This is a genomic window from Lysinibacillus sp. NPDC093712 (assembly GCF_050280025.1).
Taxonomy (GTDB): Bacteria; Bacillota; Bacilli; order Bacillales_A; family Planococcaceae; genus Lysinibacillus.
Window position 1 is genome coordinate 208,535 of the sequence record NZ_JBNNUU010000002.1, and the last position, 24,818, is coordinate 233,352.

Annotated in this window: 25 protein-coding genes; 8 read left to right on the forward strand and 17 right to left on the reverse strand. The window is 37.3% G+C overall.

Going from position 1 to position 24,818, the window contains the following annotated elements:
• Positions 1–292: 292 nt before the first annotated feature.
• The 3 genes from ilvD to ACQKNX_RS08520 form a co-directional block, all read right to left on the reverse strand.
• Positions 293–1,963 (reverse strand): dihydroxy-acid dehydratase, encoded by a 1,671-nt coding sequence (gene ilvD, locus ACQKNX_RS08510; RefSeq protein ID WP_427428522.1) that lies wholly within the window; start codon positions 1,961–1,963, stop codon positions 293–295.
• A 380-nt stretch (positions 1,964–2,343) separates the two neighbouring features.
• A complete protein-coding gene (locus tag ACQKNX_RS08515; RefSeq protein WP_427428523.1) occupies positions 2,344–3,666 on the reverse strand; it encodes a D-arabinono-1,4-lactone oxidase in 1,323 nt (440 codons plus the stop codon).
• Positions 3,654–4,829, reverse strand: coding sequence for an amino acid deaminase/aldolase (locus tag ACQKNX_RS08520; protein WP_427428524.1), 1,176 nt, complete (start codon positions 4,827–4,829; stop codon positions 3,654–3,656). Before ACQKNX_RS08520 ends, ACQKNX_RS08515 begins: the two co-directional genes overlap by 13 nt.
• Before the next feature lie 495 nt (positions 4,830–5,324).
• Between ACQKNX_RS08520 and ACQKNX_RS08525 the strand changes: the two genes are divergently transcribed.
• Together ACQKNX_RS08525 and ACQKNX_RS08530 are read left to right on the forward strand one after the other, a co-directional pair.
• Entirely contained in the window at positions 5,325–5,870 is a 546-nt protein-coding gene (locus tag ACQKNX_RS08525) for a cysteine hydrolase family protein (protein ID WP_427428525.1), read from the forward strand.
• A 118-nt stretch (positions 5,871–5,988) separates the two neighbouring features.
• The gene (locus ACQKNX_RS08530) at positions 5,989–6,246 is read left to right on the forward strand and encodes a GlsB/YeaQ/YmgE family stress response membrane protein (RefSeq protein ID WP_340824015.1); all 258 of its coding nucleotides are present in this window, start codon (positions 5,989–5,991) and stop codon (positions 6,244–6,246) included.
• 40 nt (positions 6,247–6,286) lie between these two features.
• Here the strand turns inward: ACQKNX_RS08530 and ACQKNX_RS08535 are convergent, their stop codons facing one another.
• Positions 6,287–6,982, reverse strand: a complete 696-nt coding sequence (locus ACQKNX_RS08535) for a lytic transglycosylase domain-containing protein (RefSeq protein WP_427428526.1) — start codon at positions 6,980–6,982, stop codon at positions 6,287–6,289.
• Positions 6,983–7,141: 159 nt separating this feature from the next.
• On the opposite strand from ACQKNX_RS08535, the gene mscL reads away from it, so the two are divergent.
• The 3 genes from mscL (at position 7,142) to ACQKNX_RS08550 (ending at position 10,091) form a co-directional block, all read left to right on the forward strand.
• Positions 7,142–7,531, forward strand: coding sequence for a large conductance mechanosensitive channel protein MscL (gene mscL / locus ACQKNX_RS08540; RefSeq protein ID WP_403050525.1), 390 nt, complete (start codon positions 7,142–7,144; stop codon positions 7,529–7,531).
• Positions 7,532–7,811: 280 nt separating this feature from the next.
• Complete coding sequence (locus tag ACQKNX_RS08545) at positions 7,812–8,927, forward strand: methionine biosynthesis PLP-dependent protein (RefSeq protein ID WP_427428527.1); 1,116 nt, start codon at positions 7,812–7,814, stop codon at positions 8,925–8,927.
• A 3-nt stretch (positions 8,928–8,930) separates the two neighbouring features.
• On the forward strand, positions 8,931–10,091 hold the full coding sequence (locus ACQKNX_RS08550; RefSeq protein WP_427428528.1) for an aminotransferase class I/II-fold pyridoxal phosphate-dependent enzyme: 1,161 nt from the start codon (positions 8,931–8,933) through the stop codon (positions 10,089–10,091).
• Between the two features lie 107 nt (positions 10,092–10,198).
• Here the strand turns inward: ACQKNX_RS08550 and ACQKNX_RS08555 are convergent, their stop codons facing one another.
• Positions 10,199–10,984 (reverse strand): alpha/beta fold hydrolase, encoded by a 786-nt coding sequence (locus ACQKNX_RS08555; protein WP_427428529.1) that lies wholly within the window; start codon positions 10,982–10,984, stop codon positions 10,199–10,201.
• 81 nt (positions 10,985–11,065) lie between these two features.
• A complete protein-coding gene (locus ACQKNX_RS08560) occupies positions 11,066–11,500 on the reverse strand; it encodes an NUDIX hydrolase (RefSeq protein ID WP_427428530.1) in 435 nt (144 codons plus the stop codon).
• A gap of 92 nt (positions 11,501–11,592) precedes the next feature.
• On the opposite strand from ACQKNX_RS08560, the gene ACQKNX_RS08565 reads away from it, so the two are divergent.
• Positions 11,593–12,066 (forward strand): N-acetyltransferase family protein, encoded by a 474-nt coding sequence (locus ACQKNX_RS08565; protein WP_427429174.1) that lies wholly within the window; start codon positions 11,593–11,595, stop codon positions 12,064–12,066.
• A 32-nt stretch (positions 12,067–12,098) separates the two neighbouring features.
• Here the strand turns inward: ACQKNX_RS08565 and ACQKNX_RS08570 are convergent, their stop codons facing one another.
• The 4 genes from ACQKNX_RS08570 to ACQKNX_RS08585 all read right to left on the reverse strand — a co-directional run bounded on the left by ACQKNX_RS08570 (position 12,099) and on the right by ACQKNX_RS08585 (position 15,087).
• Entirely contained in the window at positions 12,099–12,440 is a 342-nt protein-coding gene (locus ACQKNX_RS08570; RefSeq protein ID WP_427428531.1) for a cupin domain-containing protein, read from the reverse strand.
• Between the two features lie 50 nt (positions 12,441–12,490).
• Positions 12,491–13,006, reverse strand: a complete 516-nt coding sequence (locus ACQKNX_RS08575) for an N-acetyltransferase family protein (RefSeq protein ID WP_427428532.1) — start codon at positions 13,004–13,006, stop codon at positions 12,491–12,493.
• Between the two features lie 144 nt (positions 13,007–13,150).
• Positions 13,151–13,303 (reverse strand): YpzG family protein, encoded by a 153-nt coding sequence (locus tag ACQKNX_RS08580; RefSeq protein ID WP_069513162.1) that lies wholly within the window; start codon positions 13,301–13,303, stop codon positions 13,151–13,153.
• 116 nt (positions 13,304–13,419) lie between these two features.
• Positions 13,420–15,087, reverse strand: a complete 1,668-nt coding sequence (locus ACQKNX_RS08585) for a sensor domain-containing diguanylate cyclase (RefSeq protein ID WP_427428533.1) — start codon at positions 15,085–15,087, stop codon at positions 13,420–13,422.
• A gap of 190 nt (positions 15,088–15,277) precedes the next feature.
• Between ACQKNX_RS08585 and ACQKNX_RS08590 the strand changes: the two genes are divergently transcribed.
• A complete protein-coding gene (locus ACQKNX_RS08590) occupies positions 15,278–15,865 on the forward strand; it encodes a GNAT family N-acetyltransferase (RefSeq protein ID WP_427428534.1) in 588 nt (195 codons plus the stop codon).
• A 73-nt stretch (positions 15,866–15,938) separates the two neighbouring features.
• On the opposite strand, the gene ACQKNX_RS08595 is transcribed toward ACQKNX_RS08590, so the two are convergent.
• From ACQKNX_RS08595 to ACQKNX_RS08625, 7 genes are all read right to left on the reverse strand, one after another.
• The gene (locus tag ACQKNX_RS08595; RefSeq protein ID WP_427428535.1) at positions 15,939–16,253 is read right to left on the reverse strand and encodes a DUF3784 domain-containing protein; all 315 of its coding nucleotides are present in this window, start codon (positions 16,251–16,253) and stop codon (positions 15,939–15,941) included.
• A gap of 89 nt (positions 16,254–16,342) precedes the next feature.
• On the reverse strand, positions 16,343–17,632 hold the full coding sequence (locus ACQKNX_RS08600) for an alpha/beta hydrolase (RefSeq protein WP_427428536.1): 1,290 nt from the start codon (positions 17,630–17,632) through the stop codon (positions 16,343–16,345).
• A 588-nt stretch (positions 17,633–18,220) separates the two neighbouring features.
• Complete coding sequence (locus ACQKNX_RS08605; RefSeq protein ID WP_427428537.1) at positions 18,221–18,598, reverse strand: carboxymuconolactone decarboxylase family protein; 378 nt, start codon at positions 18,596–18,598, stop codon at positions 18,221–18,223.
• 221 nt (positions 18,599–18,819) lie between these two features.
• Positions 18,820–20,193 carry an argininosuccinate lyase gene (gene argH, locus ACQKNX_RS08610; protein ID WP_427428538.1) on the reverse strand — a complete coding sequence of 458 codons (1,374 nt, stop codon included), beginning with the start codon at positions 20,191–20,193 and terminating at the stop codon, positions 18,820–18,822.
• A gap of 79 nt (positions 20,194–20,272) precedes the next feature.
• Positions 20,273–21,466 (reverse strand): argininosuccinate synthase, encoded by a 1,194-nt coding sequence (locus ACQKNX_RS08615; RefSeq protein ID WP_427428539.1) that lies wholly within the window; start codon positions 21,464–21,466, stop codon positions 20,273–20,275.
• Positions 21,467–21,906: 440 nt separating this feature from the next.
• Positions 21,907–22,662: an SDR family NAD(P)-dependent oxidoreductase gene (locus ACQKNX_RS08620; protein ID WP_427428540.1), complete on the reverse strand. Its 756-nt coding sequence runs from the start codon at positions 22,660–22,662 to the stop codon at positions 21,907–21,909.
• A gap of 9 nt (positions 22,663–22,671) precedes the next feature.
• Positions 22,672–23,619 carry an MBL fold metallo-hydrolase gene (locus ACQKNX_RS08625; protein WP_427428541.1) on the reverse strand — a complete coding sequence of 316 codons (948 nt, stop codon included), beginning with the start codon at positions 23,617–23,619 and terminating at the stop codon, positions 22,672–22,674.
• Between the two features lie 389 nt (positions 23,620–24,008).
• On the opposite strand from ACQKNX_RS08625, the gene proC reads away from it, so the two are divergent.
• Positions 24,009–24,815 (forward strand): pyrroline-5-carboxylate reductase, encoded by an 807-nt coding sequence (proC, locus tag ACQKNX_RS08630; protein ID WP_427428542.1) that lies wholly within the window; start codon positions 24,009–24,011, stop codon positions 24,813–24,815.
• Positions 24,816–24,818: the final 3 nt, after the last annotated feature.

Here is a 24,818-nt window from a genome sequence, read left to right on the forward strand (position 1 = left end):
ACCCTTGTTTATAGCAATAAAAATTGCTACCTCGCGAATAAATGAAAGCATTTATGCACCAATGTAAGTAAACTTACATCCAATACGGTGTCATAAATCATTTATTCATTAATAACGAGCACTTCGATTATGCCCGGAACTATCTAATGGCGATCACGCGTTTAATAGTTCACTCCGAGGGGATGTCGGATCTAGTTGTATCGCCGGCTTCCAGCACGACCGGCTCTCTGGTAGATACAAGGCTCTAGAACCTTTAACCTCATCAACGTTTTAACTTATTTATTTTTTAGTACTAAATCTTCATAACGCCACCAGTTGATGCACTTGTCACTAATTTTGAATACCTTGCTAACCAGCCACGTTTGATTTTTGGTTCAAAAATCGGCAGTTTAGCACGACGTTCTGCTAATACTTCATCGGAAACTTCTAAATTGATTGTGCGATTCGGTAAATCAATAGTAATAATGTCACCATCTTCAACTAAAGCGATTGGACCGCCCTCTGCTGCTTCTGGCGAAATATGCCCTATTGAAATACCGCGAGATGCACCTGAGAATCGACCATCAGTAATTAACGCCACTTTGGTACCAAGACCACGACCTTGAATCGCTGATGTTGGTGCTAACATTTCAGGCATCCCTGGGCCACCTTTTGGTCCTTCATAACGAATGACGACTACATGGCCTTCCTTAACAGTACCGTTATCAATATTTTCTTGTGCTGCCTCTTGTGATTCGAAGACAATAGCTTCCCCTGTAAATACTTTAATAGAAGGATCTACAGCACCAACTTTAATAACAGAACCATCTGGTGCAATATTGCCAAATAACACCGATAAACCACCGACTGGACTATAAGGATTGTCTTTTGTACGAATGACTTGATCATTCGTAATCTGATAATCTTTTACTAGTTCACCCATTGTTACACCTGCAACAGTAGGACGATTTGGATGAATAGCACCTGGAATAGATGTTAATTCATTGATGATGGCACTTACACCACCTGCTTTATTAATATCATCCATAGAAACATCTGAAGCTGGCATAATTTTTGCTAAATATGGTACTCGCTCTGCAACTTTATTAATATCTTCAATGTTATAGTCAATTTCAGCTTCATTTGCGATTGCTAATGTATGTAGAACCGTATTAGTGGAACCACCCATTGCCATATCTAGTGCAAATGCATCGTCAATTGCTTCTTTTGTAATAATGTCACGCGGCTTAATGTCTTCTTTAACCATTCGCACTAGTTGTTTAGCGGCTTCCTTAATAAGTTTATGTCGTTCCTCAGAAGTAGCAACGATTGTTCCGTTGCCTGGAAGTGCTACACCTAGCATTTCCATTAAACAGTTCATAGAGTTCGCTGTGAACATCCCTGAACATGATCCACATGTTGGACATGCATTATTTTCAATATCTAACAGCTCTTCAGCTGACATGTTGCCTGATTTATGAGCCCCTACCCCTTCAAAAACTGAAGTTAAAGAAAGCTGTTTTCCTGTAGCAGATGTTCCCGCCTCCATTGGGCCACCAGATACAAAAATCGATGGTACGTTTGTACGCACCGCTGCCATTAACATTCCTGGTGTGATTTTGTCACAGTTTGGAATGTAAAATACTCCATCAAACCAGTGTGCATTAATAACGGTTTCTGCTGAATCTGCTATAATTTCACGGCTAGGTAAGGAGTAGCGCATACCAATATGCCCCATTGCAATACCATCATCAACACCGATTGTATTAAATTCGAATGGAATACCACCCGCTTCAATTATTGCTTCTTTCACTACATCAGCAAATGTACGTAAATGAACGTGACCTGGAATAATGTCAATATAAGAGTTACAAACCCCAATAAATGGTTTCCCTAAATCTTTTGCTTTTACTTTGCCTGTTGCATATAAAAGACTTCGATGTGGCGCACGATCTACGCCTACTTTAATCATGTCACTTCTCATATTAAACGCCCCTCATTTATTGCTATGTTCGTTGATATATACAAAATGTTCTGTCTATTTTGTTTTTGCCTTAGCATATTGCCTTTGTTGGCAGCTAATTGTTGTAACGAACGTATTAAATTGTTGTTATCATAGTACGAATAACTATACTAAGTCAACAGTGTTTTTTGAATTGTTTAAAAAATTCAAATACTCTGCTAAATATGAAATCGTTTACATGCTGATTAAGCATCACTTTTATCTCGAATTGATAAATATTTTGACATTTCGTTCAAATTTTAATTTTTTTATTATAAACAATATTCAGTATGAATTAATTGTAAAAGTACTTATTGTTTTCCATCCCTTTTGGCAAGTAAATTTACGATTAATTCAAAATTTTATAATATAAATAATTGTTCTAGGTAATGTGTGAGAAATACTTTGTCAGGATCATATTGTGCACGTATTGCTAAAAATTTATCTACATTTGGATACAATGTATGGACATGTGCAGCAGTTAAATGATTTTGTTTTCCCCAATGTGGCCGTCCCTGATATTTTTGCATTAGCGTATGGATCCATTTAAAATAAGGCTCCTCCGACATTCCTTTATACATATGAAATGCAATAAACGCCGATTCCTGTCCCTGAGTTGGACTTAAATAACCGGATTCACCAGCTGTTGTTCGGCATTCCAGTGGAAAATGCACATTCAAATGTCCTTTTTTAAACGTTGCATGAATCTCTTCCATACATGCTTCAAATTGCGTTAAAGCTATCGCGTACTCGCTTTCTTGGAATTTCACACTGCGAGGAGAGGGAAAAATTTCATAGCTTATACCTATTTTCTCAGCCTCCACCACATTTGCCGCAGCTAATTTGCTCATCGCACTACTTAAGGCTGGCTTCCACTTACATAATTCCGAAATGGCAAAAAACGCACCATTTTCTACTATTTGAAGTTTTATATTTTCTACGACCTTACTCCATTGACTCTGATATACAGGAGCCATGGCATTCATCCGTTTAATTTGAATCGTCTCACTGCCTGGGAAGTAAAACCATTCAACATGACGATGCTGTCGTATATCTTTGGCGAATGTCGCAAGCCCATTTGTTAATGTATCCCTAGCACCAATATAGTGTAAACTATATAGCGGTAACACTTTAATTGTTACTTTTACAAGTACACCAAGCATGCCGAGTGAGACATGAAGCGTCTCGGATAATTCATCAGCATCTCTATTATGTTCGTGATATGTTCCATTTCCATCGACAAAACACCAGCGTGTCACTGCTGACGATAGCGAGCCTAACGTAACACCTGTCCCATGTGTACCTGTGGATACTGCACCAGCAATCGTTTGTTCTTGAATATCGCCCATATTAATGAGACCAAAACCATGTTTTGCGAGCTGTGGACCAATTTCGTATAAATATGTACCTGCCCATAATGTCGCCTCTTGTTTTTCCGCATCAATCGAAATAAGCCCTCGCATATTATGTAATGAAAGTGCAATATGCTCTGGCATTGCAACAGCACTAAAAGAATGAGCTGCACCTGTGACACGAATCGTTTTTTTTGTATCACGCGCATGCTTCACTACGTTTACGACTTCTTCTATAGAACGAGGCAAATACATCTCACTTGGATAAGAAATAATATTGCCTGCCCAATTCGTCCATTTTTCTCCACTTTTCCACTTCTCTATAGAAAACATTGGCCATCCCCCCTATATGTCGCAAAGCTTCCTTCATATTTGTCTCCCCTTATTCCATGTAATGCTTGGAATCTTTCGCATAGCTCCCCGGCTTTTGCATGACGAAAATAAATTGTGTCACCAATTGCGATTGTTTTGCCTTTTACTTTAATAGGTGTCTGCACCTCTCCAGCTCCTTCTAAACCGAGAAATGAAAAATAAGCAGGCTCATAAAATGTTGGATATCGATCAACTGCCATCGCTCCAGATGCTGGATAGCCACCACCATGACAAACAACAATATAATTTGTCGGTTTTCGCGTAACACGGAGTGCAAAACCTGCTGCTTTGTCAAGTTGCAAATGGGAAAACTGATCAAAAAGCGCTGGTGCATAAAATGCTGAACCAACTGTGATTTCCGTCACTTCTTTCTGTTCAGCCGTATACGTCATACTTCCTGTCCCACCACCATTGACAAAACGTAATTTTGGAAAATATGCTTTAATATGTGCAACTGCTAATCTACGAAACTGCGTCACTTGCTTTTTTGCTTGTGTTTGCATTAAATCGATTAATCTACCTTTTATAGCATTTGCAGGCCGATTACCTACACCCGCTATTTGCGCTTCATAGCCCATGACACCTACAACTTCTATATGCGATTGCTCTTTTATATATAATAAGAATGGTGTTATCGACTCCAACGAATGGAGAGAGGAGCGCTTCGTTCCAAAATAGAGCACTTTAAAATCAGTCGACAAATTGATATCAATACAAATAGATACTTTAATATCAAGCTCCGATCCTATTTTCTCTAAAAATGCTACATGTTCAAGTCTATCAACCATAAATGTGACCGTTCTTCCTTCTTTCACAAACTGTAACAGCTGTCGAACTGCTATTTCTTCCATAATTGGATAGCCAAGAAGGACATCATCAAAATGTTGTTCTAGTAAATATAATGTTTCTGCTGCAGTAAAAGTCATGAAGCCTACTACGTTTGAAAGGTTTTGCTGTACATAATGCAGCACCTCTACAGAACGGATTGATTTTGTGGCAACGCGGATTTTTTTTTGCCCGCATGCTTGTTGAACCTTTTTAATATTTTCATCTAGTGCGTCAAGGTCAAGCCATGCAAATGGTCGCTCTAGCCCATTGAATGCTTGCTGAAATCTTGTAGTCATCAAATCCCCCCCATATGCTTTATATATTTAACAATAGAAAGAAAAATTCACCTTTTAAAATAAAATGCTTGTCTACTTCCTCCTTGCAATACCAACCGAGCATGTCATGGTCTTGCATTCTAGCATTGCAATATATAGAGACAACAAAAAACAACCGTGGACTACGACGAAATTGCCTTCACGGTTGTTTTAGTATAGGTCAAGCATTGTACTCACCTTTCTATTGTATTTTTAATTACGAAGCAAATAAAAACTCCGCAGCTAAATTTAACACCACTACTAAATGTAACGCAGCGATTAAGAATCCTTGGCGATCTAAACGTTTCATAACAGACATATTCATAAACTATCACCTCTCCTTTTTTCACATTATACGCTCACATTCTCCAATTTTCAAACTATTCTTAATATTAAAATATGACTATTTTTCTGACAACCAAAACCAAATATGGCATGATAAAGAGTGAAATCATGCCTAAAGGAGTGGAGAAAATTTTGAAAAAAGCATTACTTGTCATTGATTACACAAATGATTTTGTAGCGGCGGACGGCAAACTATCTTGTGGAGAACCAGGACAATTACTAGATACGCCGATTGCCACATTAATTGAGCAATTTATTGCTGAGAAAAATTTAGTGGTCTTTGCAAATGACTTACATGAAGAAAACGATCCGTTTCATCCTGAAACAAAGCTTTTTCCTCCTCATAATATTCGGGACACGCTTGGGCGCAATCTATACGGACATGTTGGTAAAGTTTATGACTTGCATAAAGAAGAAGTAATTTGGCTCGATAAAACACGCTATAGTGCGTTTGCAGGAACAAATTTAGCCATTTTACTAAAAGAACGTGGCATAGAGGAAATTCATTTAGTGGGTGTTTGCACAGATATTTGCATTTTGCATACTGCTGTAGATGCTTATAATTTGGGCATTTCTACAGTTATTTATGCAAATGCTGTAGCTAGCTTTGACGCAGCTGGTCATCATTGGGCTTTACGTCATTTTGAACATACATTAGGTGCAAACGTTGTGAAATAATATAATGAAATCATAAAAAAAGAAGCTGTTTAGGTTTAATTATCTCCAAAAAGGTTATAACTAAGTAATGCCATTATAGAAATGCCATTATATCTTAACTTTAAGGAGATGGATAATTTTGATTAGTTTCATTTGGTTTTTAATTATCGGAGGAATTTTAGGTTGGTTAGCTGGAGTCATTTTAGGAAAAGATGTTCCTGGAGGCATTATTGGTAATATTATTGCCGGGATTGTCGGTTCTTGGATAGGTAGTATGGTTTTAGGAAATTGGGGTTGGAGAGTTAGTGATTTTTATGTATTCCCAGCATTAATCGGTGCAATCGTACTTATCTTCATTGTAAGTCTTATTTTAAAGGGTATGCGTAAAGCAGCCTAATTATGTACAAAAGAGCCATTCAAAAGAATGGCTCTTTTCGTTATTTTGAATTCATAAGAACTGCTGTTTTTAATTCATCATGGTAATCATTATACAAATTATAGTAATGTAATACATTGCTAACGTATTCCTCGCTATGATTATAATTAAAAACTGCCCGTTTTACATCACCTTTAGCAGCACCATACTTTGATAAATAATTTGCTGCACTAAACACTGCATCTTCAATATCATATGGATCGGCTACGCCATCACCATTTGCATCAACTCCGTAGCCACCATATTTTTTTATAAGAGCTGGATCCATTAGCTCTGCTTTTGAAATATTGCCCTTGCCCAGTCCAGAGCAGGTTGGATGCTTCCAACCTACAAATGTGCAGGGCATAAATTGCATATGACCTACAGCACCAGCCGGTGATACAAGAGATTTCATGGAGGAAAATCGTGTTTCAATGCGATGATGGGCTGCTAACAATGTCCAAGGCACTCCATATTTTTCTTCAGCGGCAACATATACAGGAATATATTGTTCTGGAATGTTCATATCAAAATTTTGCTGTATTTCTTCAATTGCCTTTTGTTGCGCAAGTTTTTCAAAGATAGGAAATGTTTGAAGTTCCCTCCACGCAAAAAAGGCGAGTACATACACAGTAATCGCTACGGGGATTAATAATGCTATCATCCCCATCTTTACAGTTGGTGATAGCAGTGGTTTCTTTTGTTTTTTTTTCGCCATATGTCACACCTAATCATTCTTTGTCTACTTCCATATTACCAAATTTACCGTTTTATGTTGTAGATTTTTTCTATTTTTATTTTTACTTTGTTATAATGAGCCAAATATAGTAAAATACAATTCGATTGTTTTATTGGATATTAGTAGGAGGATTTTTTTATGTGGAAAGACTTTAAGGAATTTGCTATGAAAGGCAACATCATTGATTTAGCGATTGCGGTTGTAATCGGTGGTGCTTTCGGTAAAATTGTTACATCTTTAGTAGAAAATATTATTATGCCATTAGTCGGTGTTTTAACGGGTGGCATTGATTTAACAAAAAGCTTTATGTTTGGTTCAGGTACAGCCCAAGTCAAGCTAGGCGTATTTTTACAGTCCATCATTGACTTTTTAATTATTGCTTTTGCCATCTTTTTAGCTTTGCGTCTAATGACTAAATTTACTAGAAAAAAAGAGGAAACTGTTGTAGAGGAGCCTACACCAGAGCTCGATGCAAAAGAGGAACTTTTAAAAGAAATTCGCGATTTATTAAAAAAACAACAAGCATAATAAACAAGGCTATAGAACAGTTCGTTAATTTCGAATGCTCTATAGCCTTTTTGTATGTGTTTACAGTTCCGTCCTCGACAATTAATCCCCTACTATTCCTACATGATTTAATTTCAATAATCTATGTAATTTTCTGAAATCATCTTGTCCTTCTGGACTATACATGTTAAATTGGTAACAATTATAGAGAATCTTGAAGATACTAATCAAATTATTCTATTAAGAAATAGAGTCCTAATTGGGCTCTTTCTATATTATTGATGAAGAAAAGAGTGACGATATGACAAACAATAGAACGATTGAAACAAAACTTGTACAGCTAGGAAATTTAAGTGACCCGAGTACTGGCGCTGTCAGCCCTCCAATTCATTTATCGACTGCTTATAAACATGCAGGTATTGGTGAATCTACAGGTTTTGACTATGCACGTACAAAAAATCCAACACGTGCCATTTTAGAGGCAGGAATTGCTGATTTAGAAGGTGGCGATGCTGGCTTTGCCTGTAGTTCAGGTATGGCTGCGATTCAACTTATTATGTCTCTGTTTAAGCCTGGTGATGAATTAATCGTACCGGATGATTTGTATGGTGGTACATATCGACTTTTTAACTTTTTTAAAGAAACATACAATATTAAACCGATCTATTCAAAATTTGAGTCTGTTGAGCAAGTAGAGGCTTTAATTAATGAAAATACTCGTGCCCTCTTTATCGAAACACCAACAAATCCACTTATGCAGGAATTTGATCTCAAAGTGTATGCTGAGCTTGCACATCAACATGGTGCATTGTTAATCGTTGATAATACATTTTACACGCCATATTTCCAACGACCAATTGAATTAGGTGCAGATATTGTGTTACATTCTGCTACAAAGTATATTGGTGGCCATAATGATGTTTTAGCTGGTCTAGTTGTCTCAAAAGGCGCTGAGCTGTCAGAACGTATCGGCTATATTCATAATGGTAGTGGAATGGTATTAGGTGCGATGGATTCTTGGTTATTGATTCGTGGATTAAAAACGTTGCATCTTCGCTTAAAACAACATGATGCAAATGCGAAGGCAATAGCTGCTTATTTAGAAGAAGAAGAACTTGTGACAGACGTACTTTATACAGGCAAAGGTGGTATGCTGTCATTCCGACTTCAAAAGCCTGAATGGATTGACCCATTCCTTCGAAACTTACAGTTAATTATTTTTGCGGAAAGCCTTGGTGGCGTTGAGAGCTTTATCACATATCCTGCTACACAAACACATGCTGATATGCCTTACGAAGAACGTGTAGAACGCGGTGTTTGCGATCGTTTACTGCGCTTCTCTGTCGGCATTGAAGAAGCTGAAGATTTAATAGCAGATTTAAAACAAGTGTTTGATACGCTGAGAAAAGAGGCATAAAAAATGAAGCAACATATTGAAACAGCCCTTATCCACGCAGGTGTGCGTGATGGCTATGAAAATAAAAAAGGGGCAGTAAATGTTCCTATGTATGTATCTTCAACATTTCATCAAGAGAGCATTGATGAGTTCGGCGAGTATGATTATGCACGTTCTGGTAATCCAACACGTGATGCATTAGAAAAAGCCGTTGCAGAGCTTGAAGGTGGCGTTCGTGCGCACGCCTTCTCTTCAGGAATTGCAGCTGTTTCCGCAGCATTAATGCTATTATCTCAAGGAGATCACATCGTAATTACTGAAGACGTTTATGGTGGCACATATCGCTTTGTTTCGAAAGTATTACCTCGTTTTGGTATCTCTCATACATTCGTTGATTTTACAGATTTAGCGGCGATTGAAGCAGCTATTACACCTGCGACAAAGCTTCTTTATATGGAGACACCATCAAATCCAACATTAGGGATTACAGATATTCGCGGAGTAGTTTCGATAGCTAAACAATATCAATGCTTAACGTTTTTAGATAATACGTTTATGACACCTTTGCATCAACGACCTCTTGACTTAGGTGTAGATGTAGTCATTCATAGTGCAACGAAATTTTTATCTGGTCACTCTGATATTATTGCAGGACTAACAATTACAGCCGATGAGCAACTAGGAAACGACCTTTATTTTATCCAAAATTCTTTTGGAAATATTTTAGGTGTACAGGATTGCTTCACATTACTGCAAAATATGAAAACAACGGATGTGCGCTTTAGTCGCTCGGCGGCATCAGCACAAAAGATTGCGCAGTTTTTAGATGCGAACCCACTCGTTGAACAAGTATACTATCCAGGTCTTGCGTCACATCCTGGTTACGAAATTCATCATAGCCAATGTACAAGTCCAGGAGCTGTATTGTCCTTCCGCCTACCTAACTATGCTGCCGCAAAAGCATTAGTGGAAGCAATGAAAATTCCTGTTTTTGCTGTATCTCTTGGTGGTGTGGAATCCATTCTTTCCTACCCAGCTAAAATGAGTCATGCTGCGATGGAGCCTGAAGAACGTACAAAACGTGGTATTACAGATGGCCTATTACGATTTTCAGTAGGGCTGGAGCATGTTGATGATCTAATTGCTGACTTCGCCCAAGCATTAGAAATTACTGCAAAAGCTTAAAATGTCAGAATTGTTTGAGTGACTGGCACTTCAAACCCACTTCGCTTTCCTGCGGGCAACGTGTAATCCGCGGGAGTATAGTGGGTTTTTACGTTGTTATTCAAAATTTAACAGCCTGAAGAAAATTCAGAATTGTTTGGGTGACTGGCACTCAGCCAATTGTCTATTATTTCATTAAAAAGAGCTGGATTTGCTAATGAAATACCATGTCCAATATCGGCTACTACCATTCCTTTACAATTAGCATTGCTTTTCACCAAGTCATTTGCAGATTTTTTCATGATTGATTTTTCTTTATTCCCAACGAGCACAAGCATTGAAGTTTTTACATGCTTAAAGTTTTCTGGGATTGAGAATGATAAATTTTCCATAAGTACAGTTGTTAACGTTCGTTGTGACATGCGACAACTTTCTTCATAATATTGCGCAAACTTTTCTTTAGGGATATAAAGCGTTTTAGCTTGCATTTTTGAAAATGTTCGATTCGAAATAAGTGGAGAAGTGAGTTTTATTGTAGGGGCAATCCATTTTTGTAAAGCAGGCATCGGCCTCACTAAAGCGCTATTTATGACAGCCATATCAATTAAATTGGGTCTCATACTTACCAATTGTACAATAATTTGAGCCCCTAATGAAAAACCGATAATCGTTATTTTTCGATTATTAGAAACCTGTTCTATAAGATCAATTATTTTCTGTGCAGCTTGTTTCATTGAAAAATATGTATCTTCACTATTTTTTCCATGTCCAGGTAAATCAGGAACTATACAATGATAATGTTGAGCAAAATATATTATTTGTTTTTCCCACATCCAGCCACTGACACCTCCCCCATGTAAAAACACGATAAGTGGTGCATTTTTGCCTCCATGTTCTTCATAATAAAGCGTCAAAATTCCTTCCTCCTTTTCATCTTCAACTAGTTGCACCTTTGTCTTTATAATAAAAATCCCTTCATCTAATGAAGAGGGATTTTATCGTTCATTCATAACACTTCCAAAAATCCGATATAAATAATCGCCATGGCCTTTCGCTAGCACAACAGCATCTTTATCTTCAATCCAATAAAATGTAAATTGTAAGTTACCTTCGTTTACGCCTGTCGGATTGTGTTGCCATGTCGGACGTGGATCATTTGATATTAAATGGTAAAAATAACGTTTTTGTAAGGCTCCTGAATAATGTTCGGCAAAATCCTGTGCGATTAAGCCTTTTACTTCTAAATTTGTTAAACCTGTTTCCTCCACCATCTCTCGTATTACTGCTTCAAGAGGCGTTTCTCCTTCTTCAACTGTCCCCTTTGGAATTTGGATACCAGCTCCAGCTGTATTTTGTTCAAATACAAGCACTTGGATTCGCCCCTCGTATTCCCTTGTAATATACCCAAATGCTTTTTCCAAAACTTGCATTAATTCATCCCCCTTTTGTAGAATTAAATGTTACAATATATAGAAATTATTGAAATTATAGGTGATAAGTGTTGACACTCATTATACGACAAATGAAAGAAGAAGACATCCCTTTTGTACAAGAAATTGCCAAAACAAGTTGGTATGTAACATATGAAGGAATCATTCCGATGCATATTCAGAATCGTTATCTGAAAGCTGCCTATAGCGAAGAACGGTTAATAACACGTCTTCAAACGAGCCCATTTTTAGTTGCCGAGTTAGATGAATCACTTGTTGGCTTTGCTAATTTTTCAACTGTTAATGACGATGGACAAGCAGAGCTATTCGCTATTTATTTACTTCCAGATGTCCAAAACAAAGGCATCGGCTCAGCGCTATTAGAAAGTGGGATTCAAAAATTACAGGGGATAACTTCACTAACTGTATGTGTTGAGAAGGACAATACAATTGGAAGTCAATTCTACAAGGCAAAAAACTTCCAACATGTTGAAGAATTCGATGATTTATTTGATGGGCATATTTTAAAAACGTTACGCTTGGAGCTTAGCTTAGCAAAAAAATAACGGAGTCACTTGCACCCCGTTATTTGCTCGTTTTATTCAAGCAAATCAATTTGCGTAGATTGAATAACGAGGGCTGTTAACCCTGTGTCACTTCCTGATTCATGTGCTTCTCCCTCTTGCCAAAAAACCCCCTCCCCTTGTTTTACAAGTAATTTCTCCCTATCTTTTCCACAGACCCATCCTTCTCCCTGAATAACAATGAATAGCTGTGGTACTGGTGCTTCATGTAATCCAACTACACCACCCGCTTCTATGTATATAAAACCAATATTTGTTGTCTCTACTGTTTTCATTATTTTAGTATAAAATGAATAAAGTGAGTTGTAATTGTGAATTGCATTGCCACTATCCTTTGAGAACTGATAAATTTTCATAGAAAATCCCTCTTCTTTTTCAAACGTTTTATAAAATTGCTCTTAAAAACTTAAACCATTTTGTACATTAACACATCATCAACATACTCATTATCCCTTACTTTAATTTCCTTAATCTTTCTACCTTCTTCAATAAAGCCCATTTTTCGATAAAGAGCAATGGCGCCTACATTTGTTGAAAATACACCTAAGCAAACTTTTTCAATTACTGGATTGGCAACCGCCCATGTCAGTAATTCCCCTACTAAACGTTTACCAATTCCTTGCCCCCGTTGATCTTTTCGAACCATCATGCCAAAACTACCAGTATGGGCTAAACGTTTTCGATTTGGCGACTGAAATACTAGCCAGCCAACGACTTCATTATTGCGTTCTGCAATTAAAATTGTTTCATGGTCATTTGCTAATTTTGACTGTATCCATGCTTGTTGTCCTTCGATCGTTTGCTGAAATTCTTCAGTTGTCGTTATTAAAAATAGTTCTTCCGCTATAACTTCTTGTTGGATCTCAAGCATTTTTTTTGCATCGGCAAGACGCGCAACACGAATGTTAATTTGATTGTCCATTTCCAATCCTCCTTCTAGTTCCCTATTACTTTTATTTTACTATAAATCAATTTCTTGTATATTCATTAATTTCCTTATAAAAAATACAAAAAAAAGCCCAGATAAAATATCTGAGCTTGATAACACTTATTGCTTCTAGCATGATTAAAACTGTCGGGCTTTCGCTTCACTTCTCAAGATACGGTTATGGAGAGTAATCTCCGTTTCACCATTTACTTGAGATTTCGAACGCTTAATCCTTGTCCAGTTACGGTGGATTTTTTGAGATTTCGGGTCTAGTTGTTCAGGCCTACTCATTTTACATCCTCCTCATCATTATAGACTTCATAAGTGAATCTATGTTAGTATGACCATTTTTTAAAATACTACACGTACATAGCCGTTATTGTGAAAATTTTATATGCCTGACACCGTTACCGCATAACAAAGTTATTTGCACCGTCATATACTCTTAGCATATTTCGACCACTTTCCTTAGCAACGTAAAGTGCCTGATCTGCCTTATCAATCAAATCGTAAAAGGTCGAAATGTCCTTACTATTGGAAAATTCTGCAATGCCAACACTCACTGTCATAGGAATACACTGTTCACCTATAGTAAAAGGATACTCTTCAACATTTTTTCTTATTCTTTCTGCTATTTTCACTGCACTTTCCAACGTCGTCACTGGAGATAAAATTACAAATTCCTCACCACCATATCTCGTAGTGATATCTTTTATTCGTACGGATTCTTTAATAATCTTTGCAACATGCTTTAATACCTCATCCCCAGTCAGATGCCCATATGTATCATTAACTTTTTTAAAAAAATCGATATCAATCGCTATACAAGAACAATGATACTCATTGTTTTTACAGTCTTGAAAAACAAGCTCTCCCTGCTCAATTAAATAACGGCGATTATATAGTTTCGTGAGTTGGCAAGTAACAGATAACTCCTTAAGTAATATCGTATCTTCTTTCACTTTCGCGCTCATCTCATTAAAAGAGGAACAAAGCTCCTGAAACTCTTTGGCATACGGTGCTAACTGTTTTTCATTAATTTTATAATCGTAGTGACCTTGCTCCACCTTACCAACACCTTTTAGTAACTGCTGAATCGGCTCTTCAATTTTTTTCGTTATCATTAACATAACTTTAATGGTTAAAAATGTGCCTACTAAAATACAAATCGCTAACAAACCAAATCTTTTAAGTAATGATGTATACGCTTCCAATAAATTGACTTCAGAAATAAAATACCATTTGCCTTGATTAATTGGCTTACTTTTTGCTAACACCCATTCGCCGTTTGCGTCCTTATAGGAGTTTATTGGTGATTGCATTTTATTAGATTGAGCAATCATCAAAATTCGTTCATCAATGTTATAATTTTGCGACAATATGTTTTGACTAGCTAAAGCCACTTCTTTCTTCTTGGAAACTAATTCTGTTAACAATGTTCCATCTTGATTGACTATATAAGCATGTCCCTTAAAACCCACTCTTGATTCATTTAAAAGCAAATCCACAGTATTAAAATTCACAGTGCCAAAAACAACACCATTAAATTGTTGTTGCTCATCAAGTATAGGAGATGCGAAAGCAATGATTGGCTCCTTTGTTACTTTACTAATTAATACATCTGTAATATATTGTTGCTTCGTTTTTTGGGCGACTTGGAAATACTCACGATTTTTTACATCAATGCCAATCCCGTTATGTTGATATTCTGTCACTGTATCGAACTGTACTATTCCTTCTTTGTTAACAAAGACTAAATCAGTAAAAACAGTTTGTTTTTTATATTCTTGAAAAAATGCTTGCGCTTGTTCATACTGATAGCCTTTAACAAAAGCTAAATTTGATATTGTATGTATATCCTCGGAACGCTCCTTTAACCAGCTTTCAAAAAAATAGGTTTGAGCATCTAAGTAATTGGTCATTTCTTCTTTTTGATGGTTAATTGTTTGCTGATATTCGATAAAAATTGTCGGAATAAAAATACATAAACTAATGATAAAAATAATAACAATATGCCCTCTTCGAAGCAAATTTCTTATCTTATTTTGCCATAAAACCTTTTTAATTATGTTCAAAACCTTTCCCTCCACAAAAATTAAATGGAAATTTTTTATTTTTCATATCAAAAATACCACAAGAAATAGATTGTGGCAGTGAGAAATTTAATAGTTGAAAGGTAAAATATAAGAATTCACGGATTTTTGTTACAATTCCCTAACAAAATGTTTAGTATAATATGTATATTAATTCAATTTGGAGGAACTTATGGAAATCAGAGAGTATCAATTAGAAGATGAAATAGGTTGGGTTCGTTGTAGAGTGTTATCATTTTTAAATACTTCTTATTTTGACAATGTTCTTCAGAAAAAGGAAACATATGCTAACCCAGCCATTGAATTAGTAGCAATTAAAGATCATCAAGTCATTGGTTTAATAGATGTTGAATACGAAGTGCAACCGCAAACTGTTTGTTCTCGAGGCGATGGGTTGGGAGGAATGATTTGGCACATTGCTGTTCATCCTGACTATCAAAAAATGGGAGTCGGTCATCAACTATTACAAGCTGCTGAAAAAAGAGCGAAAGGAAAAAAATTAAACCGTTTGGAAGCTTGGACAAGAGATGATAAGTGGGTAAACGATTGGTACATAAACAATAAGTTTTCAATTGTAGATTCCTATTTACACGTATTTATTGAAGGTGAAAAGGAAATGAAGCAAACGTTAACATCCGAAATACGAGAACTATACCCCGTTCAAGCGTTTGCGCACTATGTAGGAAAGGAAAAGGAGATGATAAAGAATCGCTATACTAGGGTTCATGAATGTTTTTGTTTTGAGAAAAAGTTGTTGTGAATAGCATAATAGAACAAAGTGCGACGCTCATGTAACGAGAGTCGCACTTATGTTGTGACCGTTTCTTAATCCTTTACTTTTTAAAGCGAGTTGCTGTGTTTACAAATATGAGTGTAAATACAGTGAGCCCTATAAATAGGAGGAGACTAACTATAAAGAGCCATTCGCTTTGGAATACCCCATCGAGTGCCCATAATAGTATACAAAAACAGTATCCATACATGATTTTGCCCATAAATTTAGCAAGTGCTTTTTCATTATAGGTCTCTTTCTCACTTTGAGCCATCGTGTGAAAGCCCGCAAGTAAAAATGTACCTTTGCCTTGCGATAAAACAATTGCAAATATTAAAAATGGAATCATAATGATCAAACATACAATGGCTTCCACGATAAATTTTCCTCCCATGTTGTGGCTCGCAACGACATTTTTAAAGAGCAACCGCGACTAACAACATACTAAAAGTTTGCGTCATACTGCTAGTCATTTACGATAAACTTGTGAATCGCAGGTAATAAGTTCGGATGCAGTGGTAATGTTGGGTCTGCATAGGTAGCTATATTCCCCTCTCGATTCTCAGGTGCGTTTTTGAGAATATGGTTCATGCCATCCATATAAATAAGCTCCGCTTTTTCATTGCTTTGCTTTAATGCTTCTGCATCTGTAGCTTTCACTTGGATATCTGTTGTTCCTTGAATAATTAATACGCGACCTTTCACTTTTTGAAGTTCATTAGCTGGATTATATTTAAGCCAAGATATCATATATGGCTGCACAGAAGGTCTAAATAATGCTTGTAGCTCAGGAGAGACATTTTTCACTTGCTCTCCTTTTTTGAGTGTTGCAAGAATTGTTGTTGCCTCAGTTGTTAGGGCAGGTGTTAATTGTCCTGTTAATTGCTCTAGCAGTAATGTATCAGCAGCTCTACCTGCACCTGCTATTGAAACAAATGATTCCACATTGGCTTTTTGTGCAGCGAGCATGCCTATTAAAGAACCTTCACTATGGCCAATAATATGGACACTTGAATAGTCCTTATTTGCTGCAAGTGCCTTGAGTATTTGAACTGCATCGTCAACATATAAATCGATGGAGATATCATCCTCTTTCGTTAACAAAGACGTATTATCACCGATGCCTCGTTTATCGTATCGAACACTTGCAACACCTTCTTGCGCTAATCCTTCTGCAAGCATTTTCAAGCTATTATTTTTTCCAGCAATTGCAGAATTACCATCTTTATCGGTCGGTCCTGAACCCGCAATAATGAGGACGACTGGTGACGGCTCCTTACTACTCTTTTGAAGTGCGACTGTTAAATCGCCATCCTTTACAGGAACTGTTAATGTTTCATAGGATACTGGCTCTGCAGGCTGTTCTTCATACGGTTTTAATAGCAAACGGAATTTCCCACCATTTTGATTAAACGTTGCTTCGATTTGTTCTCCCTTTAACGTTCCATTCACCTCAATAAGAGAACCATTTAAGTTAATGATAATTTGTATTTCATTCTCATCATACGTTACGCTTTTAAATGGATAATTACTTAAGCCTTGTGCAGGAACAGATAAAGATCCACCCTCTTTTTGTAAATCTACAATAATTGGTAGCGAGCCATTTGGAATTTCAATATCGCCTGCCCATTTTCCAATTAGTTGTTCATTCATAACTTGCCCCTCCTTTTTCGTGTCCACCTTTGTTGCCTTTTCTTTTTGTGAACAAGCAACTAATAATATTGCGATACAGCATAATACAAATAGTTTTTTCATCAAAGTCCCTCCTTATAAAAAATAGCGATCGTATAAGTATTATCCTGAATATTCAGGACCGTTCGTCGCTACTGTTTCATTTGTATGTAAATGCTCAAAACGTTAAGGATTTTCCAAATTAGGATTTGGAGTCCTCCATCTGTCATACTCAGAGTATAACAGTTGTGTTTGAAAATCAACTAAAAACAAAAAAGACCCAGAAAAATTCTGGGTCCGTGGACACTTATACCTTCTATTTGATTGTACAGTTGTGGTTTCTACTTCATCCTAAGATACAGTAACACAGAGAATTCTCTCATTACCTAACTCTTAAGATATGTGAAGTATCAACCTTATTCAGCTGTGGCGGACTTTCCTGAGATTCATTGTCTACTGGTGTTGAACTTGAACTACTCATTATGCATCCTCCTCATCAATTTCGATGATTAAGTGTATCCTTTAACAGTATGGGACACTTTGCAAAAATCTATACATGTTATTCAAAACTTTTTTTAATTGATGCTCGACTATCATGCAATTTAAACAAAAGTCTAATTTCGAAGCAATAGGTAATACTAAACCCCATATTAGATTGGACTATTCTACACTTCATTGCATGTCCTGAAATACTTGCTGAGCAACAGTTAACGCGTTTTGCACACGTGGAAAACCAATATAGGGCACTAATTGTAAAAGGGCTTCTACAATTTCTGTAGGTGTTAACCCTGCATGCAAGCCTCGTGTAATATGTGTTTTCGTTTGAGGAACGGCACCTTGTGTAACAACCGCTGTTATTACGACGAGTGCACGGCTTTTAGCATCAAGACCTGGCCGTGAATAAACATCACCATAGGCAAACTCGATTATCATTTTGCGCAAATCGGGTGCTATATCAGCCAGTGCATCGGCGTCGACCATGCGAGCTGCCTCTTCTTCCGTGACATATTGCTTTATCGTTTGTAACCCCTTTGTAAAACGATCCGTCAACTAACATTCCTCCCATTTAGAATATTTTATAGTTCTTATACAAAAACCCCAATTTCGCGTCTCCGAAAATTGGGGATTGTCCTTCATTTATGTCAGGTACTCTTTTTAGTTTCACCCTCTGGCTCCACAGAAAAAGGAATAATAAGGTTTTCATAGTGCCTCACTGGACAGCTTTAATGAATATCTATGCAAATGTCACTTAGGACTTGCACGCAAAATAGTTAAGAAAGACAAGCTTTTGCTTTCTCGATTTGAATAATGACTTGATCGAAACCTGTACCACCTAGTGAATGTCTACGACGTACAGCTGCTTCAGGTGCCAATACACCATAAATATCTGCTTCGATAAGCTCACTTTCTTTTTTCATGTCTTCAATTGGTAAATCTAATAAATAAATGCCCTTTTGAATACATGTAAAGACTAATTTACCTGTTACTTCATGTGCTTCACGGAATGGCATCCCTTTCGTCGCAAGGTAGTCTGCCAATTCCGTCGCATTAGAGAAGTCAGAGTGTACTGCCTTGTGCAAACGCTCTGTATTTACTGTCATCGTGCGCACCATACCTTCAAATATTTTTAAAGATCCAAGAATCGTATGCACTGTATCGAACATACCTTCTTTGTCTTCTTGCATATCCTTGTTGTAAGTTAACGGTGTTCCTTTTAGTACAGTTAATAAGCCCATAAGGTTACCGTAGACACGACCAGTTTTTCCGCGAATTAGCTCTGCCATATCGGGATTTTTCTTTTGTGGCATAATAGAAGACCCAGTTGAGAAGGCATCATCCAATTCAATAAATTTAAATTCATCTGTGGACCATAAAATAATTTCTTCGGCAAAACGAGATAAATGCGCCATTAACAATGATGAATTACTTAAAAACTCGACGATAAAATCACGGTCACTTACCGCATCCATGGAATTTGCATATACGTCACTAAAGCCAAGTAGCTCTGCTGATTTTAGACGGTCAATCGGGAAGGTTGTCCCTGCCATTGCACCAGCACCTAGTGGTAATATATCAATGCGTTTCATGGATTCTGTAAAACGTTGTTTATCGCGCTCAAGCATCCAAAAATAGGCCATTAAATGATGTGCAAAAGAAATCGGTTGCGCACGTTGTAAATGCGTATAGCCTGGCGCAATTGTTTCAACATGCTCCTCAGCTTTTTCTACTAACGTTTTTTGGAATGTCTCGATTAAATCGATTGCTTCCTTTACACGTTTTTTCAAGAAAATATGCATATCTGTTGCTACTTGGTCATTACGGCTACGACCTGTATGAAGTTTACCTCCAACTGGGCCGATGCAATCAATTAGCATTTTTTCAAGGTTTAAGTGAATATCTTCATTCGCAACAGTAAATTCTAGCTCACCTGCAATTGCTTTTTCTTGTAATTGTGCAAGACCGCCAAGAATCGCTTCTACATCAGCTGCTGGTAAAATTCCTGTAGCACCAAGCATCGTGACATGTGCGACACTACCTTCTAGGTCTTCCAAAACAAGTTGTTGGTCAAAGCCAATCGATGCGCCAAACTCATCAACCCATGCTTCTGCTGATTTTTGGAAACGTCCGCCCCAAAGTTTTGTCATAACAGCTCACCTTTTTCTACATTTCTTATCGAAAAGGTGCAGTACAGCGTCCATGCTACACTACACCCTAATTTAATAATTATTTTTTATTAACTGAAGAGTTAACCACTGTTGGCAGACCCCATAATTCGATGAAGCCTACTGCTGATGCGTGATTGAATTGGTCTTCTTTAGAGTATGTTGCTAATTTTTCATTGTATAGTGAATTTGGTGATTTACGTCCTTCTACAATCGCATGACCTTTATAAAGTTTCACACGTACTGTACCATTTACATATTGTTGTGATTCTGCAAGGAATGCTAGTAATGCATCACGTAAAGGAGAGAACCATAAACCATCATAAATTAGTTCTGATAATTTTTTCTCAATAACTGGTTTGAAGTGTGCTAATTCTTTCACAAGCGTTAAGTCTTCAAGCTCCTTATGCGCAGTTAAAAGTACTTTTGCACCTGGAATTTCGTATACTTCACGAGATTTAATACCAACTAAACGGTTTTCAACATGGTCGATACGGCCAACACCGTGCGCACCTGCTACTGCATTCAGTTCTTGAATTAAATCAGCAAGCTTCATTTCTTTACCGTTTAATGATACTGGTTTACCAGCAATGAATTCGATTTCTACATATTCAGCTTCGTTTGGTGCGTTTTCTACAGAAACTGTTAAGCCATAAGCTTCTTCTGGTGGTGATACCCAAGGATCTTCCATTACGCCCGCTTCATTTGCACGACCCCATAAGTTTTGGTCAATCGAAAATGGTGAATCTAATGTTGCAGGAATTGGAACATTATGTTGCATTGCATATTCAATTTCTTCATCACGGCTCCAGCCCCAATCACGTACAGGTGCTAAAACTTCTAAATCTGGATTTAGTGCTTTAATTGAAACTTCAAAACGAACTTGGTCATTTCCTTTACCTGTGCAACCGTGAGCTACTGCGTCCGCACCCACTTCGTTAGCGATTTCCACTAACTTTTTAGAAATTAAAGGACGAGATAGTGCTGATACTAATGGGTATTTTTGTTCGTACCAAGTATGCGCCTGTAACGAAATAAGTGCATATTGTTCAGCGAATTCATCCTTTGCATCTACCATATAAGATTCAATTGCACCAACTTGAAGTGCTTTATTTTTTACAAATTCAAGATCTTTACCTTCACCAACGTCTAGACAAACTGCAATTACGTCCCAACCTTGTTCTTTTAACCACGGAATTGCTACAGAAGTATCAAGACCGCCTGAGTATGCTAATACTACTTTTTTATTTGCCATACGAAATGCGCCTCCAATTGCTCTATATGATATGTATGTTTATACACTCACTTAAAAGTTTATACACGAATAGTAACATGTTATAAAAATAAATACAAGTGCATTTTTATAAAATAATGCACTTTTGTGAAGAATGTTAAAAGTCTGCAATAGCAATAATTATTACTAGTATTCGAACAGTGAATATTTTCACTCGGAAATACGACTTATTCCTATTTAGATGAATGTATACGATATTAAAAGGCGCTGGCTCATAAAACGAAAAAAACCACTGCGCTTTCTGCAGTTACATCGTAAGCCGCAGGAGTCTTAGTGGGTTTTCACTTGAATATTTATAAATTGTTTGAGTGAATGGCACTCAGCAAATGTACGTTTCTGTAGGAGTCTCTGTTGGTTTTAGCTTGAATATTTATAAATTGTTTGGGTGACTGGCACTGAAATTATTTTTTATTGAATAATGGTTTTGCTAAAAATTCGATGGTAGCTGGCGCTAATGCATAAAGCTTACTCGTCAACCCCATCATTCGTGGCAAGTTCACTTCTCGGACTGGACGTTCAATTGTTTTTACCGTCGCTTGCGCCACCTCTTCTGGTGTTAATAACAATCTACCTAAGGACTCTCGATAACCACTTTCATCATTTACTTTATCTAAAAATGGTGTATCAATTGGTCCAGGATGAATCGCTGTTACTTTAATATTGTATGGAGCTAGCTCCATACGCAGGCCATTTGTAAAGCCTACAATGGCGTGTTTTGTCGCAGCATATACACTTGCTTTAGGCGTTGCTACCTTACCGGCCTGTGAACCGATAAATATTAGTTGTCCTTGCTCACGCGCAATCATGGGCTTCGCTAGTCTCTTTGCTAAATACATCGGAACACGAATATTAAGCTCCACCATTTCGGTAATATCTTCATCCGATAACATCGGTGCAATAGCGAACTTTCCTACTCCAGCAGAAAAAATGGCTACATCAAGCTTAGGTAGTTGCGCACATACTTCATCAATTGCTGTTAGTGAAGTTAAATCCGCTTGTATCACGTTGGCACCTAAACGTTGTAATGTTTTTAAAGCTACTTCATTACGCCCTGTGGCATATACGATATGGCCTTGTGCAACTAACAATTCAGCAATTTTCAAGCCAACTCCACTCGTTGCACCTGTTACAAAGATTGTCTTTTTATTCATTTTCATGTATAAAACCTACTTTCTTTTAAACAAATAGACACCCTCATTATTCTTCTCTGAAACCACTAGGTTATTTGCCTCTAAATAGTCTAAATGTCCAAGTGTTTTTGATAATGTCAAGCCAAGCTGATGCTGATAAATCGATGGATATAGACGTTTTGTCATTTGTACGACTGTTAGCTCATCACGGCCAAATAACTCATACACCTTCATAGATTGATGATGTTGCCGTTCAAGACGTTTATCAATTAAATCTGGTATGTCTTCTAAATTTGCTCCATGCCCTGTGTACATAATGTTTACAGGCAATTGACGTAATATTTCAAGCGATGCATTATATTGCAACAATGATTTCGGGCGACTTTGAGAACGGTCTAAAGGTGGTTCGATTAATGGATTAGGTGTAATTTTTTCTAACAATAAATCTCCACCAATAACATTATGCGTTTTTTCATTCCAAAAAATGAAATGACTTTGTGCATGTCCTAATGTTTCTATTGCCTTTAAACCCGGATGACCGGGTACTTCATCCCCATCATGTAAAATTTGTGTCAATGGTCGTTCTCCAACTAGCTCTAATTCTCGACGAACATGGACACTCTGTTGAATATATTCTAGTGGGACGCCATGTTCGAACAAACGCTCACTGTAAAACTGCTCATGATAAAGTAAAAACTCTTCATCATGACGTAACCATTTATCGTTATAGGCATGACCTAAAATTTCTGCATGTGGAAAAGCATCAACCCATCCCGCATGATCAGGATGGTGATGGGTTAATACAACCTGTTCAATATCTCGTAAATCAAAGCCAGCTGCTCGAATACCCCATTTGAGTGCATCATAAGCTTCCATTGTTTTTGGACCAACATCAAATATTGTTAATGCATCACCTTTGACAACAAATGCATTGACGTCTCCTACTGCATAGGGTGTTGGAATTTCTATTTTATGTATCGACAAAGCTGTCTCCCCCTTTTTTGCACAACTAATGAATACTGATTCATCTATTCTACAAGTTTTTCTTTCTTAAGTCACCCCTCCTGTTGACAGCTAGACATATTATCAATATAATTTTGAATAATCAAATTATTTATGTGCGTTGAGGAAGCCAAGTATGTAGTTGGTGAAGGTGTCTAGAGAGTGTTACATTTGCTGCAAGTAACATCACCCACTCCCAATACAGAACCTACTTCTGAGCAGTTATGACAACATAACCGTCCCCCTTGCGATAAAAGGGCTAAGAGTTGTGCCAATTGGCAAACAAAGGTGGTACCGCGGAAACGAGAGCGTTTTCGTCCTTCTATGTAAGGACGAGAGCGCTTTTTTATTTTGAATCGGAGGTTTTTCCTATGAAAAAAATACTTTTTATTGGTGCAGGCTCGATGGCAGAAGCATTGATACAAGGCTGGATTAAGCAAAATGTATTTAAGCCACAAGAAATTTATGTCACCAATCGCTCAGATAAGCAACGGTTACAATTTTTACACGACACGTACGGCATTAATTGTAACGTTGAAGAGACGATTTATCAGCAAGCAGATCTCATCATTTTAGCAATGAAACCAAAGGATGCCATTAAAGCAATGCTAGAACTACAATCGAAAATAACAGAGCATACTGCGATTCTATCCATTTTAGCTGGTATTGCTATTAGCACTATAACAGAACAGTTAGGATTGCGCCCTGTAGCTCGAGTAATGCCGAATACATCTGCAACGATCGGTATGTCCGCAAGTGGTATAGCATTTAATGGGCAAGTATCAGCGACACAACGTACAATGTTTTTACAATTATTAGAAGCTGTTGGATTTGTGATCGAAGTTGAGGAAGACCAGTTGCATGCGGTTACAGCGCTATCTGGCAGTGGCCCTGCATATATTTATTATTTAATGGAAGCATTTGAACGAGTAGGAATCGAGGTAGGGCTTTCAAAAGATACTGTAAGATTACTTATGACGCAAACCCTCGCAGGTACAGCAGAAATGTTAAAGCAATCCGTTGATGAGCCTGATGTGCTTCGGCAAAAAGTTACTAGTCCAGGTGGTACAACAGAAGCTGGTATTAAAGCGCTCGAACAATATCAATTTAATGAAGCGATTGAAGCATGCATAAAAGAAGCTGAAGCTCGATCTCGCGCACTTGCAAAAAGTAAATAATCC

Coding starts and splice junctions, on each gene's coding strand:
- ilvD (WP_427428522.1), bottom strand. CDS start 1,963: ATGAGAAGTGACATGATTAAAGTAGGCGTAGATCGTGCGCCACATCGA.
- ACQKNX_RS08515 (WP_427428523.1), bottom strand. CDS start 3,666: ATGTTTTCTATAGAGAAGTGGAAAAGTGGAGAAAAATGGACGAATTGG.
- ACQKNX_RS08520 (WP_427428524.1), bottom strand. CDS start 4,829: ATGACTACAAGATTTCAGCAAGCATTCAATGGGCTAGAGCGACCATTT.
- ACQKNX_RS08535 (WP_427428526.1), bottom strand. CDS start 6,982: ATGGCGAAAAAAAAACAAAAGAAACCACTGCTATCACCAACTGTAAAG.
- mscL (WP_403050525.1), top strand. CDS start 7,142: ATGTGGAAAGACTTTAAGGAATTTGCTATGAAAGGCAACATCATTGAT.
- ACQKNX_RS08545 (WP_427428527.1), top strand. CDS start 7,812: ATGACAAACAATAGAACGATTGAAACAAAACTTGTACAGCTAGGAAAT.
- ACQKNX_RS08550 (WP_427428528.1), top strand. CDS start 8,931: ATGAAGCAACATATTGAAACAGCCCTTATCCACGCAGGTGTGCGTGAT.
- ACQKNX_RS08560 (WP_427428530.1), bottom strand. CDS start 11,500: ATGCAAGTTTTGGAAAAAGCATTTGGGTATATTACAAGGGAATACGAG.
- ACQKNX_RS08565 (WP_427429174.1), top strand. CDS start 11,593: ATGAAAGAAGAAGACATCCCTTTTGTACAAGAAATTGCCAAAACAAGT.
- ACQKNX_RS08570 (WP_427428531.1), bottom strand. CDS start 12,440: ATGAAAATTTATCAGTTCTCAAAGGATAGTGGCAATGCAATTCACAAT.
- ACQKNX_RS08575 (WP_427428532.1), bottom strand. CDS start 13,006: ATGGACAATCAAATTAACATTCGTGTTGCGCGTCTTGCCGATGCAAAA.
- ACQKNX_RS08580 (WP_069513162.1), bottom strand. CDS start 13,303: ATGAGTAGGCCTGAACAACTAGACCCGAAATCTCAAAAAATCCACCGT.
- ACQKNX_RS08590 (WP_427428534.1), top strand. CDS start 15,278: ATGGAAATCAGAGAGTATCAATTAGAAGATGAAATAGGTTGGGTTCGT.
- ACQKNX_RS08600 (WP_427428536.1), bottom strand. CDS start 17,632: ATGAAAAAACTATTTGTATTATGCTGTATCGCAATATTATTAGTTGCT.
- argH (WP_427428538.1), bottom strand. CDS start 20,193: ATGACAAAACTTTGGGGCGGACGTTTCCAAAAATCAGCAGAAGCATGG.
- ACQKNX_RS08615 (WP_427428539.1), bottom strand. CDS start 21,466: ATGGCAAATAAAAAAGTAGTATTAGCATACTCAGGCGGTCTTGATACT.
- ACQKNX_RS08620 (WP_427428540.1), bottom strand. CDS start 22,662: ATGAAAATGAATAAAAAGACAATCTTTGTAACAGGTGCAACGAGTGGA.
- proC (WP_427428542.1), top strand. CDS start 24,009: ATGAAAAAAATACTTTTTATTGGTGCAGGCTCGATGGCAGAAGCATTG.